Source organism: Streptomyces canus (assembly GCF_030816965.1).
GTDB lineage: Bacteria > Actinomycetota > Actinomycetes > Streptomycetales > Streptomycetaceae > Streptomyces > Streptomyces canus_E.
The window spans coordinates 1,014,413-1,028,836 of sequence record NZ_JAUSYQ010000002.1 but is presented as its reverse complement, the minus strand read 5'-3'; the positions used below and the strand labels follow the sequence as shown (position 1 = coordinate 1,028,836).

Here is a 14,424-nt window from a genome sequence, read left to right as displayed (position 1 = left end):
AGGGAATCGTCGCGATACCTCCATATGAGAGCTAACGAAACGTCCCGCCCTCGTCAACTCTTGGCAACGAGCGCAAACAATCCGCTTTCGGTCATTTTCTGCCTTGACCGGACTCTCGGCGTGTTGCGACAGTCCGCTCAGTCTCACGGCGCCGACAACGGCCGGCGACCGCCGTCTCTCCCCCGGAGAACGACAGCCCCATGACGAGACCCTGTCCGCCGGCGACGGCGAAAACTCCGCGCCGACCCCAGCACATCCCCGGGACGTCCGCACGATGACGACGCAACAGCAGCCGATGCCCGCCGACACCGGCACCACCCAAGCCGGTGAACCGTCGCCGCACCCGCGGAGCGACGACGCGGTCATCACCGGGCGTTCGCCCGCCCGTATGGCCTGGCGGCGCATCAGACGGGACAAGGTCACCCTGATCGCGTTCGTGATCACCGTCCTGTTCATCCTGGTCGCGCTGCTGGCTCCGGTCCTGACGGCGACCACCGGCTGGGGGCCGATCACCCCCGACGGCAAGGCGATCGACCCGGACACCGGCAACTTCCCGCGCGGCGCGCTGGGCGGCATCGGCCTCACCCACCTGCTGGGGGTCGAACCGGGCACGGGCTACGACCTGTTCGCCCGGATCGTCTACGGCCTGCGCACCTCGCTCCTCGTCGGCTTCGCCTCGGCCGTGCTGTCCACCGTCGTCGGTGTCGTGGCGGGCCTCGCCGCGGGGTACTCCGGCGGCTGGGTCGACTCCGTGCTGTCGCGGATCATGGACGTGATGCTGGCCTTCCCGCAACTGCTGTTCATCATCGCGCTGACCCCGGTCATCCAGAACGCGATGCAGACCAACAGCCACGGCGGCACCGACGAGAACCTCCGGCTGCTGGTCCTCGTCCTCAACATCGCGGTGTTCGCCTGGGCCTACACCGCCCGGCTGGTGCGCGGGCAGGTCCTGTCGCTGCGGGAGCGGGAGTTCGTCGACGCCGCGCGGATCATGAGCGCCGGCCGGTGGCACATCCTCTTCCGCCAGCTGCTGCCGAACCTGTGGGCGCCGGTCCTGATCTCCTTCGCGCTGGCCGTCCCCCAGAACATCACCACCGAGGCGGCCCTGTCGTACCTCGGCGTGGGTGTCATCCCGCCCAATCCGGACTGGGGAGCGCTGCTGTCGGACGCGTCCCAGTACTTCCTCCAGGACCCGATGTACCTGTTCGTCCCCGGCGTCCTGCTCCTGGTCCTCGTCCTCGGGCTCAACCTCCTCGGAGACGGAGTCCGGGACGCCCTCGATCCCCGCGCGGCCCGCAGCTGACGCGGTCCCCCTCAACACCGGCACGCACGGCCCCACTTGGGTCGCACCGCCGAGCCGTAGAAGAACGGAGTGTTACCCAATGACGCGCAGAAGGCGCTCGATCGCGCTCGCGGCCACCGCCGTGGCGATCGCCCTGGGGGCCACCGCATGCGGGGGCTCCTCCAGCACCACCGGGAGCGGCTCCCCGACCAAGGGCGGCACGCTGACCGTCCTAGACCACGCCGACTTCGACCACCTCGACCCGCAGCGCGTCTACACGACCGAGGGTTCGAGCATGGACCAGGAGCTCGTGCGCACCCTGACCGGATGGGACGAGACGGGTTCCCAGCCCAAGCTCGTCGGCGATCTGGCCACCGACACGGGAACACCCAGCAAGGGCGACACGGTGTGGACCTTCCACCTGCGCAAGGGCGTCGTGTGGCAGGACGGCACGGCGGTCACGGCGCAGGACGTCAAGTACGGCGTCGAGCGGGCCTTCTCGCCCGACATCAACGGCGGTCCGCCGTACGCCAGTCAGTGGCTGGTCGGCGGCTCCTCCTACAAGGGGCCCTACTCGGGCAAGGAGCTCGCCTCCATCCAGACGCCCGACGCGTCCACGATCGTGTTCCATCTCGTCCAGCCCGTCGCGGACTTCAACGAGACCACCGCCATGCCCGGCTGGTCCGGGGTGCCCAAGGCCCACGACACGGGGTCCACGTACGACACACACGTCTGGTCCGACGGGCCGTACATGATCAAGTCGTACACCAAGAACAAGGAAGTCGTCCTCGCCAAGAACACGCGCTGGAAGCAGTCGACCGACCCGATCCGGCAGCAGAACGTCAATGAGATCGACGTGAAACTCGGCCAGGACCAGTCGGCGATCGACCAGCAGATCAAGTCCGACGCCGGCGCCGCCCAGACCTCGATCATGCAGTGGCCGATCGCGGGCTCCGACCTCACGACGATCTCCAGCGACCCGTCACTGAAGTCACGCCTCTACAAGATCCCGGCCCCTGGCATCAACTACCTCGCGATCAACACCACCCGGGTCAAGGACCTGAAGGTCCGTCAGGCCATCGAGGACGCGATCGACAAGACGACCGTCCGCGGCGCGTTCGGTGGCTCGGCGTACGGCGACTACGCGAGCACCATGCTCAGCCCCGGCATCGACGGCTACCAGAAGTTCAACCTCTACAGCACCAACCCCGCGGGCGACCTCACCAAGGCCCAGGCGCTCATGAAGCAGGCCGGGAACCCCAAGATCACCATGTCGCTGGCGGTGGAGAACACCACGACCGAGGAGCACTTCGCCGACGCGGTGAAGGCCTCGCTCGGGAAGATCGGCATCACCGTGAACATCACGCCGATCGACGCGGCGAACTACTTCAGCACGATCGACAACGTGAAGAACCAGTACGACCTGAGCTGGGTCGACTGGATCGCGGACTGGCCGAACGCCTCCACCGTGCTGCCCGTGCTCTTCGACGGACGGCAGATCGCCAAGCTGCCGCAGTCCAACCAGGACCTGGCCTACCTGAACGACCCCGCGGTCAACGCGCAGATCGACAAGATCGCCAAGATGACCGACGTCAAGCAGGCCGACGCCGCCTACGGCGCTCTGGACGAGCAGATCATGAAGGACGCCGCGGTGGTCCCGCTGATGTACATGAACTTCAGCGAACTGGCGGGCTCCAAGGTCGGCGGGGTCATCCCGGACCCCATCCTCGCCGAGCCCAGCCTCGTCCACGTGTACGTCAAGAGCTGACCCACCCCACCTCGGCCCGCCGGCGGTCCCCGGCCGGCGGGCACCCCTCTCACGTCAGGGTCCAGCACGACATGGTTCGTTACCTCATCCGGCGCCTGCTGGCAGCGGCCGCGATCCTGCTGGTGATCACCGTGATCACCTTCGTGATCTTCTTCGCGCTGCCGTCCGACCCCGCGCTCCTGGCCTGCGGCAAGACCTGCTCGCCCTCCCGGCTGACCGAGATCAAGCATTCGCTCGGGCTCGACCAGAGCTTCCTCACCCAGTTCTGGGAGTTCTTCAAGGGCCTCTTCGTCGGCCGGGACTACGGAGACCAGAGCCTGCGCGTGCACTGCGGCGCGCCCTGCCTCGGCATCTCCTTCCAGACCGACACCCCCGTCCTCAGCACCCTGCTGGGCGACTTCCCCGCGGACCTCTCGCTCGGACTCGGCGCCGCGGTGTTCTTCCTGGTCCTGGGCGTCGGCCTCGGCACGCTCGCCGCCGTCCGCCGGGGCAAGGCCGCCGACAAGGCGGCGGTGGGACTCGCCCTGCTCGGTGTCTCCGTGCAGATCTACTTCGTCGGGCTGCTGCTGCTCTACCTGTTCGTCGACAAGTGGCAGATCCTGCCCGCCTCCGGCTACACCCCGATCACCCAGGACCCGAGCGCCTGGTTCGAGGGCCTGATCCTGCCGTGGGCCACCCTGGTCATCGTCTACCTCGCGATGTACACCCGCCTCACCCGCTCCTCCATGCTGGAGGTCTTCGCCGAGGACTACATGCGCACCGCCCGGGCCAAGGGCCTGTCCAGCGGCAAGGTCGTTCTCAAGCACGGCCTGCGGGCCGCCATCACCCCGATCCTGACCATCTTCGGCATGGACGTCGGCTCGCTGATCGGCGGCTCCGCGGTCATCACCGAATCGGTGTTCGGCATCAACGGCATCGGCAAGCTCGCGGTCGACTCGGTGCAGAACTCCGACCTGCCGGTCATCCTCGGCACCACGCTCTTCGCGGCCACGTTCGTCGTGCTCGCCAACGTGGTCGTCGACGTGGTCTACGGCCTCGTCGACCCCCGTGTCCGCCTCGCCTGAGCCCCCTCACCGCAGCAAGGAAAACCCGTGTCCCTCCAGACCTCACCGCAACCGGCGGACGTCGATCCCGCGGCCGCCCCCTTCCTCGACGTACGGGACCTGCGCGTGCACTTCCCGACTGAGGACGGGATCGTCAAGTCCGTCGACGGAGTCTCGTTCACCCTGGACAAGGGCAGCACCCTCGGCATCGTCGGCGAGTCCGGCTCGGGGAAGTCGGTCACCTCGCTGGCCCTGCTCGGGCTGCACAAGGGCACACGCGCAGTCGTCTCCGGGGAGATCCGGCTGGACGGCAGGGACCTGGTCGCCCTTCCGGAGCACGACATGCGCGCCCTGCGCGGCCGGACCGTCTCCATGATCTTCCAGGACCCGTTGTCCGCCCTGCACCCCTACTTCACCGTCGGCGCCCAGATCGCCGAGGCCTACCGGGTCCACCACAGGGTCTCGAAGAAGGAGGCCCGGGAGCGTGCGGTGGAGATGCTGAAACGGGTCGGCATCCCGCAGCCCGAACGCCGGATCCGGGACTATCCCCATCAGTTCTCCGGCGGCATGCGCCAGCGCGCCATGATCGCCATGGCCCTGGTCTGCGACCCCGAGCTGCTCATCGCCGACGAGCCGACGACGGCCCTGGACGTCACCGTCCAGGCACAGATCCTGGATCTGATCCGGGATCTCCAGGAGGAGTTCGGCTCCGCCGTCATCCTCATCACCCACGACCTCGGCGTGGTGGCCGACATCGCAGACGACATCCTGGTGATGTACGGCGGCCGCCGTATCGAGTACGGCACCGTGCACGATGTACTCAAGGAACCCCAGCACCCCTACGCCTGGGGGCTGTTGGAGTCGATGCCGCAGATCACCGGGGACGTCGAACGGCGGCTGAACCCGATCGCCGGGTCACCGCCCAGCCTCATCAACCCTCCCGGAGGCTGCGCCTTCCACCCCCGCTGCACCTACAAGGGCTGGGTGCCGGAGGGGCGTTGTGCGACGGAGCGGCCCGAACTGGTGGCCGTCCCCGGCACCGGCCGGCACCTCGCCGCCTGCCACCTCACCCCGGAGACCAGGCAAGAGATCCGCGTGCGTACGGCCGCCGGGACCGCGCAGTGACCGCGGCGGACGAACAGGAGCATGCAGTGAGCACCACTCAGCCCGCCGCCGGCGAGCACCTGCTCGACGTCAGCGGCCTCACCAAGCACTTCCCGATCCGCCACGGCATCGTCTTCCAGCGGCAGATCGGCGCCGTGCACGCCGTCGACGGCATCGACTTCACGGTCGGTGCGGGCCAGTCGCTCGGTCTGGTCGGCGAGTCCGGCTGCGGCAAGTCGACGACGGGCCGCCTGATCACACGGTTGCTGGAACCCACGGCCGGGAAGGTCGTGTTCGACGGCGAGGACATCTCCCACACCCCGGAGAACCGGATGAAGGAGGCGCGCCGGAACCTCCAGATGATCTTCCAGGACCCGTACTCCTCACTGAACCCCCGGCACACGGTCGGCACGATCGTCGAGACGCCGATGCGGCTCAACGGCATCAAGCCGCCGCAGGGCCACAAGAAGCGCGCCCAGGAACTGCTGGAGACGGTCGGTCTCAGCCCCGAGCACTACAACCGCTACCCGAACGAGTTCTCCGGGGGCCAGCGTCAGCGCATCGGGATCGCCCGCGCGCTCGCGCTGCGGCCGAAGCTCATCGTGGCCGACGAACCGGTGTCGGCGCTGGACGTCTCCATCCAGGCGCAGATCGTCAACCTGCTCCAGGACCTGCAGCGGGAGTTCGGCATCGCGTTCGTCTTCATCGCCCATGACCTCGCTGTCGTACGGCACTTCTGCGAGCGGGTCGCGGTGATGTACCTCGGCAAGATCGTCGAGGTCGCCGACCGGCAGACGCTGTACACGCGGCCGAGGCACCCCTACACCCACGCCCTGCTGTCCGCGGTGCCCGAGGCCGATCCGGACGGCGTCCGCCGGCGCGAGCGCATCCGGCTCGCCGGGGACGTGCCCTCGCCGGTGGACCCGCCGTCCGGCTGCCGCTTCCGTACCCGCTGCTGGAAGGCCCAGGACAGGTGCGCGACCGAGGAGCCGCCGCTGGTGCGGGTGGCGGGGAACGCGGAGGGGCACCTGACAGCCTGTCACTTCCCGGAGGAGCCGAGTGTCGAGGCCCGCGGAGAGGACATCGTGCTCGATCCGGCCCTGACCGCACTGGAGGACAGTGCCTCGACGTCGTCGTGAGGGTATGGGGTGAGCCTGCTCTCCTGTTCCAGTCGCCGGTTGAAGTCGCCGACCACGACTGCCAGTCGGGCGTGCCGCGAGATGAGTGCGGCCGCCGCTGCGGGGATCTGCTCGGGGTGCCTGCCGTCGGCGCATGCGCGGATGAACTCCTCGCGATCGTCCCGGCCGAGGCCGTACTGGTCGACGACCAGCCAGTGCACCAGATAGGAGAGGGCGTAGGCGCGGTCGTAACCCTGGTGGCGGTCGTGGAAGTCGCGTTCCTGCGGGGTGAGTGGGAAGCGGCTCGACAAGGACAGCCCGTAGTCGGTCAAGTAGAGCCGGTGTCCGTCGGTGAGGATGTTGCCGAAGTGGGCGTCGAAGTGGATGAGTTGCCGCTGCTCACGGAGAAAGCCGGTGACGGCCTCGAGGCCCTGCTCCACGAGGGCGCAGGCCGACTCGGCGTTCTCCGTGCGCAGTTGGGCGGAGAACCAGTCGTGGAGGGTGTGCGGCACGTACTCCAGGAACAGGGTCAGGCTCGCGGACGCCGTGCGCAGGGCCTCGACGCGCTCGCGGCCACCGCCCCAGTAGGCCACGCACCGTTCCACGTCGGCGAGCTCGTCGGGGAGCGGCTGCGGGAGGCCGGGCAGCACCCGCCAGTGGTGCAGCAGCGGGAAGCCCGGAAAAGTGCCCGAGCGCACCCAGTCGGTCGTCATCTCGTGCACGGCCAGCTCACGCCAGGCGCCGAAGCCGGGGCTGCCGATCGCCCCGACGCCGTAGTGGAAGTGGGGCGGCAGGCCGAAGAGGTTCGCGGTGGAGCGGACGTGGTCGGGCTCGAGCTCGGTGGCGGAGAGCGGCACCTGCTTCACGAAGATCCGTGCACCGTCCACCTCCAGCAGGGTCGCCCGTCCGCCGATGCCGGTGCCTGCCGGCGTGCCGGATGCCACCAGGTCGGCGAGTGCGTCGTCGCTCAGGAGGGCGAGGGAGGCGGCGGTGTCGGCGTGGGCGCTGAGACGGGTGGGGGAGGCCATGGCCCCATGATCGGTCCCCCGTGGCCGCAACACGCGAGGTCCGGCCCGAGTTCCGCCAACTTCTCGAAGGAGTGCAGGGCTTGGGCCCGGTCGACGTTGAACACGCCGGGCATCACGTTCCCGTCGACAGGCGAGGCGGCCACGGCGTCCCCGGTGAACAGCACGTTGTGCTCGGCGAGATGGAGCGCGACACTGCCGGGCGTGTGCCCCGGGACATGGACGACCCGCGCCCCGCCGCCGAAGCCGAGCAGATCACCGTCGGACAGCTCGGTGAGCTTCGACGGCCTCGCGAACTCGTCCTGCGGCAGGTGTCGTAGGGCTTCCGCGTGCAGGGGGCGTTCCCAGTCCTCGAACACTGGTGGCGGGCCCGGTACTTCGCCTCGGACGACGGGCGCGTCCAGCTGGTGTGCCAGCACCTCGGCGCCGGTCAGAGCGGCCAACTCGCCCGCCCCGCCCACATGGTCCTCGTGGAAGTGGGTGAGCACGATCCGTCGTAGGCGCCCTGGTACGCAGGCGGCGATCGACGCGGCCGATCCGGCCGGGCCGGCGTCGATCAGTGTCGACTCGTCGCCGTCGCGCCAGAGATAGGCCTGGCCGACCGGGAAGCGCAGGAGGTGGAGGTGCGGGAGCAGCTCGATGACGTCCATGGGACGACCGTAGAAAGGCCCCCGTCCGCGGACGAGGGCCTTCTGCCGACAGCAGACCCGGCGGTTCAGCCCGCCGCGTAGTTGCGCAGGAACAGGGCCTCCGCCACCGACAGGCGCTCCAGCTCCTGCGGGGAGACGCTCTCGTTCACGGCGTGGATCTGCGCCTCTGGCTCGCTCAGGCCTATGAGGAGGATCTCGGCGTGCGGGTAGAGCGTCGCGAGGGTGTTGCACAGGGGGATGGAGCCGCCCTGGCCGGCGTACTGCATCTCCTGGCCCGGGTAGGCCACCGCCATCGCGTCGGCCATCGCCGCGTACGCCGGGCTGGTGGTGTCCGCGCTGAACGGCTGGCCCTGGCCGATCCGCTCGATGCTCACGCGCGCACCCCACGGAGTGTGCGTCTCCAGGTGGGCCTGGAGCAGCTTGGTCGCCTCGTCGGTGTCGATGCCCGGCGGCACCCGCAGGCTGACCAGCGCACGGGCGCTCGCCTGCACGGACGGGGTGGCGCCGACGACCGGCGGACAGTCGATGCCGAGGACCGTCACGGCCGGGCGGGCCCAGATGCGGTCGGCGACCGTGCCGTCACCGATCAGGTCGACGCCGTCCAGGACCTTGGCGTCCTTGCGGAACTGCTCCTCGTCGTACTGCAGGCCGTCCCAGGACGCGTCCGGGGTGAGCCCGTCGATCGCCGTCGTCCCGTCCTTCGCGCGCAGCGAGTCCAGTACGCGGATCAGCGCCGACAGCGCGTCGGGGGCCGCGCCGCCGAACTGGCCGGAGTGCAGGTTGCCCTCCAGGGTGTCGACCTGGACGCGGAGCATGGTCATGCCGCGCAGGGTGGCGGTGACCGTCGGCAGACCGGTGCGGAAGTTGCCCGCGTCGCCGATGACGATGGCGTTCGCGTCCAGGAGTCCGGGGTGCGCCTCGGCGTACCGCTCCAGGCCGCCCGTGCCCTGCTCCTCCGAGCCCTCGGCGATGAACTTGACGTGGACCGGCACCCCGCCGTTGGCCTTGAGGGCGCGCAGCGCGAGCAGGTGCATGATCACACCGCCCTTGCAGTCGGCGGCCCCGCGCCCGTACCAGCGGCCGTCGCGCTCGGTCAGTTCGAACGGCGGGGTCGTCCAGCCGGCCTCGTTCAGCGGCGGCTGCACGTCGTAGTGGGCGTACAGGAGGACGGTCTTCGCGCCCGCGGGGCCGGGCAGGTGGCCGTAGACCGACTGTGTGCCGTCCGGGGTGTCGAGCAGTGCCACGTCCTCGAAGCCCTCGGCGGTGAGCGCGTCCGCGACCCAGCGGGCGGCGGCCTCGCTCTCGCTCCTGGGGAACTGGCCGAAGTCCGCCACCGACTTGAACGCCACCAGTTCGGTGAGCTCCGCCTGCGCCCTGGGCATCAGCGAGGCGACGGTCTCGGCGACCGGATTCGACGACATGGGCACGCTCCTGGTGGGTGCGACGTTGTACCTGTGAGTGCCGTAGATCCTCCCACAGTGGTCTGTGGGCGGGCCCGCCGTAGGATGCGGGAGACAGGTGCGGCAACGGCTTGATCGGGAGCAGCAGACCATCGTGAGCAGCGAGAACTCTTCGGCGGACGACGCTTCGGCGGACGGCGTGCAGGACGACGGACAGCGGGTGTGGGACGTCGTCGTGGTGGGCGCGGGACCCGCGGGGGCCTCGGCCGCCTACGCGGCGGCGGTGGCCGGACGGCGTGTGCTGTTGCTGGAGAAGGCCGAGCTGCCGCGGTACAAGACGTGCGGCGGCGGCATCATCGGCCCCTCGCGGGACTCGTTGCCGCCCGGTTTCGAGCTGCCGTTCCGGGACCGGGTGCACGCGGTCACCTTCTCGAACAACGGCCGCTTCACCCGCACCCGGCGCTCCAAGCAGATGCTGTTCGGGCTGATCAACCGGCCCGAGTTCGACCACCAGCTCGTCGAGCACGCGCAGAAGGCCGGCGCCGAGCTGCGCACGGGCGTCACCGTCCAGCGCGTCGAGCAGCACGGCTCGTCGGTGCCCGACCGGCGTACGGTCGCCGTGGTCCTCCAGGGCGGCGAGACGCTGCTCGCGCGGGCGGTCGTCGGGGCCGACGGCAGCGCCAGCCGCATAGGAGCGCATGTCGGGGTGAAGCTCGACCAGGTGGACCTCGGCCTGGAGGCGGAGATCCCGGTACCGGAGACCGTGGCCGAGGACTGGAAGGGGCGGGTGCTCATCGACTGGGGCCCGATGCCCGGCAGTTACGGCTGGGTCTTCCCCAAGGGGGACACCCTGACGGTCGGGGTGATCTCGGCGCGTGGTGAAGGCGCGGCCACGAAGCGGTACCTGGAGGACTTCATCGGGCGGCTCGGTCTCGCCGGGTTCGAACCCAGCATCTCCTCCGGCCACCTGACCCGCTGCCGTGCCGAGGACTCGCCGCTCTCGCGCGGGCGGGTGCTGGTGTGCGGTGACGCGGCGGGGCTGCTCGAGCCGTGGACCCGGGAGGGCATTTCCTTCGCGCTGCGCTCCGGACGGCTCGCGGGGGAGTGGGCGGTGCGGATCGCGGAGGCCCACGACGCGGTGGACACCCGGCGCCAGGCGCTGAACTACGCGTTCGCCGTCAAGGCGGGGCTCGGCGTGGAGATGAGCGTCGGCAAGCGGCTGCTGACCGCGTTCGAGCGCCGTCCCGGCCTGTTCCACGCGGCACTGACGGGTTTCCGGCCCGCGTGGAACGCGTTCAAGGAGATCACCCAGGGTTCGACCTCGCTGGGCGAGCTCGTCCGGGGCCGGCCGATGGCCCAGCGGGCGCTGGCCGCGCTGGACCCGCGTCCCGCCGAGCGCGGGGCGGGCGGCGAGGCCACGTCCTGACCGGTCACTTGCCGACCGTGATCCGGAAGACCGGATGGTCGGTCGCGGCCGCGATGATCTCCCCGTCGGAGGACTTGGCGGTCACGCCCTGGAAGTACTGGTTTACCTCCCAGCCCCACTTCTCCAGGTAGGTCCGCAGGATCGGGAGCTTCTCCGTGTCGGGGAGCTCCACCGCGGTGAACTCGCGCACCTTGCGGCCGACCCGCAGCTCCCCGCCGCCGGCGGCCCGCATGTTGCGCACCCACTGGGAGTGACCGCGCGCCGAGACCAGGTACTGCCCGCCCTCGTACGTGTGCGGGTTGACCGGGATCCGCTGCATCTGCCCGCTCTTGCGGCCGCGCACCGACATCTCCGCGGTACCGGCCAGGCTGAAGCCGTGCCGGGCGAGCCAGCCGATGACGCCGTTGAGGCGGACGTTGAGCGGGCTGCCCTTGAGGTAGTACGGCTGCGACATGGTGACCCCCATCAGATGTGCGAGAGCGGTGCTCTCGCTTTCGTGAGGACCAGTCTGCACGGATCGTCGGCACAAAGCAAGAGCAGTGCTCTCGATTGTGTGCACTGCTCTGTCTCTGTGGGACACTGGCCCTATGAGCACCGCACAAGGCGCCCGGGCCCGGGCCCGGATCGAAGTCACCGCCGCCATCAAGGACGAGGCGCGCCGGCAGCTCGCGGCGGAGGGCGCGGCGAAGCTCTCGCTGCGAGCCGTGGCACGTGAGCTGGGGATGGTCTCCTCGGCGCTGTACCGCTACTTCCCGAGCCGCGACGACCTGCTCACCGCGCTGATCATCGACGCGTACGACTCCTTGGGGGAGAGCGCGGAGCGGGCGCACGAGGCGGTGGCGGGGGCGGGCCCGCTGGAGCGCTGGGTCACGGTGTGCGAGGCCGTGCGCCACTGGGCACTGGAGCATCCGCACGAGTACGCGCTCATCTACGGCTCTCCGGTCCCCGGCTACACCGCCCCCCGGACGACCGTCCCACCCGCCGCCCGCGTGGGCCTCCTCCTGATCGGCGTCCTGCGCGACGCCCACCAAGGCCCGGGGGGCCTGGAGGAACTGCACCCGGTCCCCGAAGACCTTCACGCCGAGGCCGACCGCATCGCCGCCGACCTCGCCCCGGACCTTCCGCCCGAGGTGGCCGCGGCCATGGTGGCGGCCTGGGCCCAGCTCTTCGGACTCGTCGGCTTCGAGCTCTTCGGCCACTTCAACCGGGTGGTGGAGGACCGGGAGCCGTTCTTCCGGCACGCGGTGGGTGAGCTGGGACGGGGCGTGGGGCTGCGGTAGAGGGTGTGCGGCCCGGCCGTGGACACACTGGATGCCCCGGGCCGTCGTACTTCGCCGGGAGTACGCGTGATCACCGCGCTCGGGGGACGCCCTGGCCGGGTCGGGGCGTCTAGCGTGGCTGTCATGGACGGTGAGCAGGGCGTACGCGGGGAAGAGCCGCCGCGGTGGCGAGGGCACGGGGCGTCATGGTGGCGGCGTTCCGGCGAGGGGCAGGGCGCCCGCCGGCCGTGGCCGTCCACCCTGCTGCTCACGTTCTTCGTGCTCGCGGGGTCGAACTACGCGGCCCGGCAGCAGGCCGGCGAGCGGGCCGACCTCGACGCGTTCGCACGGGTGCTGCTGGTGATCGGTGCCGGGCTGCTGCTGTGGCGGCACCGGCGGCCGGTGCTCGTCGTCTTCGGTACGGCGGCTGCCGCGATGGTCTATCTGGGGGCCGGGTATCCGTACGGGCCCGTGTTCCTCGCCGTCGCCCTCGCCTGCTTCAACGCCATCGTGGCCGGGCACCGCAAGGCCGCCTGGACCGCGCTCGGCATGCTCTGGGCCGGACACGTCCTGGTGGCCCACTGGCTCTACCAGTGGCTGCCGCCCTCCGGGGACTCGGCCGCCCCCTGGGGGCAGGAGGGGGTGATCGCCGCCTGGGTCGTCGCGATCGTCGCCGTCTCGGAGCTGGCCCGGACCCGGCGCGAACAGTGGGCGCGGGACCGCGCCGAACGCGCCCGGGCCGCACAGCGCCGCGCCGACGAGGAGCGGCTGCGGATCGCCCGCGAGCTGCACGACGTGCTCGCGCACAGCATCTCCGTCATCAACGTCCAGGCCGGCGTCGGCCTCGCTCTCCTCGACACCGACCCCGAACAGGCCCGCACCGCGCTCACCACCATCAAAGCCGCCAGCAAGGAGGCGCTCGGCGAGGTGCGCCAGGTGCTCGACACCCTGCGCACCCCGGGTGACGCGCCGCGCGCCCCCGCGCCAGGCCTCGACCGGCTGCCCGAGCTGGTGTCCCAGGCGGCGGGCGCGGGCCTCACGGTCGAGCTGGAGGGATCGGCGCCGGGTCTGCCTCCCGGCGCGGACCTCGCCGCCTTCCGTATCGTCCAGGAGGCGCTCACCAATGTCGTACGGCACTCGGGATCGCGGCACGCGCGGGTGCGGCTCGAACCCGACGGCGGTGCGCTACGGCTGCGTATCGACGACGACGGACCCGCGACCGGAACCGACGCGGGCGGCAGCGGCAACGGCCTGGCCGGAATGCGGGAGCGGGCCGCCGCACTCGGTGGCACGATCGAGGCGGGCCCGCGTCCCGACGGAGGGTTCCGGGTGCTCGCCGTACTGCCGCTCAAGGTGATGGCCAAGGAGGACGACCGGTGATCCGCGTACTGCTCGCCGACGACCAGTCACTCGTGCGGGCCGGCTTCCGGGCCCTGCTCGACGCGCAGCCGGACATCGAGGTGGCCGGTGAGGCCTCCGACGGCGAGGAGGCGCTGGCCAGGGTGCGCGAACTGCGGCCGGACATCGTCCTGATGGACATCCGGATGCCGCTGCTCGACGGCCTCGCCGCGACCCGGCGCATCACGGAGGACGACGCGTTGAAGGACGTGAGGGTGGTCATGCTCACCACCTTCGAACTCGACGAGTACGTCTTCGAGGCGATCCGTTCCGGCGCCTCCGGCTTCCTGGTCAAGGACACCGAACCGGAGGAACTCCTGCGCGCCGTACGGGCCGTGGTCGACGGCGACGCGCTCCTCTCGCCGGGCGTGACCCGCCGTCTCATCGCCGAGTTCGCGGCCCGCTCCAAGGAACCCGCGGCCGAAGGCGCCCTCGCCGAACTCACCGAACGGGAACGGGAGGTGATGGCCCTGGTCGGCATCGGCCTGTCCAACGAGGAGATCGCCCGCCGCCTGGTCGTCAGCCCCCTCACCGCCAAGACCCACGTCAGCCGCACGATGGTCAAGCTCGGCGCCCGCGACCGCGCCCAACTGGTGGTGCTGGCCTACGAGTCGGGGTTGGTGCGGCCGGGCTGGCTGGGCTGAGGGCTCTGCTTCCGGAAGCGCACGAGCACACTGATCACCCGGGCGACGAAGACCACGGGCGCGATCGTGAGCCCGATGCGCAGCAGCAACTTCTCGACGGTTCCCGGCAGTTCGAACAGCAGCGCCGGTCCGGCCACCGCCCCGAAGAGCACGGCCGCCGCGAACAGCGCACTGCACAGGGCGTATCCGGTCTCGACGGTGATGGCGTCCTGCTCGGCCTTGTTCCGGCGTCCCCCGTGAGTCTCCACCCTTGAAGTCTCACAGCCGTGTGCCCGGCGGAGCAAGCAGCTCGGCCGGGCACACGGTG

Annotated in this window: 14 protein-coding genes; 9 read left to right on the top strand and 5 right to left on the bottom strand. The window is 70.4% G+C overall.

Going from position 1 to position 14,424, the window contains the following annotated elements:
- The first annotated feature begins 274 nt into the window (after positions 1 to 274).
- From QF027_RS05705 to QF027_RS05685, 5 genes are all read left to right on the top strand, one after another.
- On the top strand, positions 275 to 1,303 hold the full coding sequence (locus QF027_RS05705; RefSeq protein ID WP_307073073.1) for an ABC transporter permease: 1,029 nt from the start codon (positions 275 to 277) through the stop codon (positions 1,301 to 1,303).
- Between the two features lie 79 nt (positions 1,304 to 1,382).
- Complete coding sequence (locus QF027_RS05700; protein ID WP_307073071.1) at positions 1,383 to 3,050, top strand: ABC transporter substrate-binding protein; 1,668 nt, start codon at positions 1,383 to 1,385, stop codon at positions 3,048 to 3,050.
- A 71-nt stretch (positions 3,051 to 3,121) separates the two neighbouring features.
- On the top strand, positions 3,122 to 4,114 hold the full coding sequence (locus tag QF027_RS05695) for an ABC transporter permease (protein WP_306985382.1): 993 nt from the start codon (positions 3,122 to 3,124) through the stop codon (positions 4,112 to 4,114).
- Between the two features lie 27 nt (positions 4,115 to 4,141).
- On the top strand, positions 4,142 to 5,218 hold the full coding sequence (locus QF027_RS05690; RefSeq protein WP_306985384.1) for an ABC transporter ATP-binding protein: 1,077 nt from the start codon (positions 4,142 to 4,144) through the stop codon (positions 5,216 to 5,218).
- Positions 5,215 to 6,336, top strand: a complete 1,122-nt coding sequence (locus tag QF027_RS05685) for an ABC transporter ATP-binding protein (RefSeq protein ID WP_307073069.1) — start codon at positions 5,215 to 5,217, stop codon at positions 6,334 to 6,336. Before QF027_RS05690 ends, QF027_RS05685 begins: the two co-directional genes overlap by 4 nt.
- Here QF027_RS05685 and QF027_RS05680 read toward each other — a convergent pair.
- The 3 genes from QF027_RS05680 to QF027_RS05670 form a co-directional block, all read right to left on the bottom strand.
- Positions 6,237 to 7,343 carry a protein kinase family protein gene (locus tag QF027_RS05680; RefSeq protein WP_307073067.1) on the bottom strand — a complete coding sequence of 369 codons (1,107 nt, stop codon included), beginning with the start codon at positions 7,341 to 7,343 and terminating at the stop codon, positions 6,237 to 6,239. The genes QF027_RS05685 and QF027_RS05680 overlap by 100 nt on opposite strands.
- Positions 7,283 to 7,990 carry an MBL fold metallo-hydrolase gene (locus QF027_RS05675; RefSeq protein ID WP_307073065.1) on the bottom strand — a complete coding sequence of 236 codons (708 nt, stop codon included), beginning with the start codon at positions 7,988 to 7,990 and terminating at the stop codon, positions 7,283 to 7,285. Before QF027_RS05675 ends, QF027_RS05680 begins: the two co-directional genes overlap by 61 nt.
- A 65-nt stretch (positions 7,991 to 8,055) precedes the next feature.
- Complete coding sequence (locus QF027_RS05670) at positions 8,056 to 9,411, bottom strand: dipeptidase (protein WP_307073063.1); 1,356 nt, start codon at positions 9,409 to 9,411, stop codon at positions 8,056 to 8,058.
- A 133-nt stretch (positions 9,412 to 9,544) separates the two neighbouring features.
- Here QF027_RS05670 and QF027_RS05665 point away from each other — a divergent pair, with 133 nt between their 5' ends.
- Entirely contained in the window at positions 9,545 to 10,816 is a 1,272-nt protein-coding gene (locus QF027_RS05665; protein ID WP_306985394.1) for a geranylgeranyl reductase family protein, read from the top strand.
- Between the two features lie 4 nt (positions 10,817 to 10,820).
- Here QF027_RS05665 and QF027_RS05660 read toward each other — a convergent pair whose 3' ends face one another.
- Positions 10,821 to 11,270, bottom strand: coding sequence for a nitroreductase family deazaflavin-dependent oxidoreductase (locus tag QF027_RS05660; RefSeq protein WP_306985396.1), 450 nt, complete (start codon positions 11,268 to 11,270; stop codon positions 10,821 to 10,823).
- Between the two features lie 133 nt (positions 11,271 to 11,403).
- On the opposite strand from QF027_RS05660, the gene QF027_RS05655 reads away from it, so the two are divergent.
- From QF027_RS05655 to QF027_RS05645, 3 genes are all read left to right on the top strand, one after another.
- Positions 11,404 to 12,096, top strand: coding sequence for a TetR/AcrR family transcriptional regulator (locus QF027_RS05655; protein ID WP_307073060.1), 693 nt, complete (start codon positions 11,404 to 11,406; stop codon positions 12,094 to 12,096).
- Between the two features lie 123 nt (positions 12,097 to 12,219).
- Positions 12,220 to 13,455 carry a sensor histidine kinase gene (locus QF027_RS05650; RefSeq protein WP_307073058.1) on the top strand — a complete coding sequence of 412 codons (1,236 nt, stop codon included), beginning with the start codon at positions 12,220 to 12,222 and terminating at the stop codon, positions 13,453 to 13,455.
- A complete protein-coding gene (locus tag QF027_RS05645) occupies positions 13,452 to 14,117 on the top strand; it encodes a response regulator (protein WP_306985402.1) in 666 nt (221 codons plus the stop codon). The genes QF027_RS05650 and QF027_RS05645 overlap by 4 nt, the downstream gene beginning before the upstream one ends.
- Here QF027_RS05645 and QF027_RS05640 read toward each other — a convergent pair.
- Entirely contained in the window at positions 14,078 to 14,365 is a 288-nt protein-coding gene (locus tag QF027_RS05640; RefSeq protein WP_306985405.1) for a DUF6332 family protein, read from the bottom strand. The genes QF027_RS05645 and QF027_RS05640 overlap by 40 nt on opposite strands.
- Positions 14,366 to 14,424 lie beyond the last annotated feature (59 nt).

Bases quoted from the DNA above. Each gene is read 5' to 3' on its own strand.
- QF027_RS05705 (WP_307073073.1), top strand. From the start codon at position 275: ATGACGACGCAACAGCAGCCGATGCCCGCCGACACCGGCACCACCCAA.
- QF027_RS05700 (WP_307073071.1), top strand. From the start codon at position 1,383: ATGACGCGCAGAAGGCGCTCGATCGCGCTCGCGGCCACCGCCGTGGCG.
- QF027_RS05695 (WP_306985382.1), top strand. From the start codon at position 3,122: ATGGTTCGTTACCTCATCCGGCGCCTGCTGGCAGCGGCCGCGATCCTG.
- QF027_RS05680 (WP_307073067.1), bottom strand. From the start codon at position 7,343: ATGGCCTCCCCCACCCGTCTCAGCGCCCACGCCGACACCGCCGCCTCC.
- QF027_RS05675 (WP_307073065.1), bottom strand. From the start codon at position 7,990: ATGGACGTCATCGAGCTGCTCCCGCACCTCCACCTCCTGCGCTTCCCG.
- QF027_RS05670 (WP_307073063.1), bottom strand. From the start codon at position 9,411: ATGTCGTCGAATCCGGTCGCCGAGACCGTCGCCTCGCTGATGCCCAGG.
- QF027_RS05660 (WP_306985396.1), bottom strand. From the start codon at position 11,270: ATGTCGCAGCCGTACTACCTCAAGGGCAGCCCGCTCAACGTCCGCCTC.
- QF027_RS05655 (WP_307073060.1), top strand. From the start codon at position 11,404: ATGAGCACCGCACAAGGCGCCCGGGCCCGGGCCCGGATCGAAGTCACC.
- QF027_RS05650 (WP_307073058.1), top strand. From the start codon at position 12,220: ATGGACGGTGAGCAGGGCGTACGCGGGGAAGAGCCGCCGCGGTGGCGA.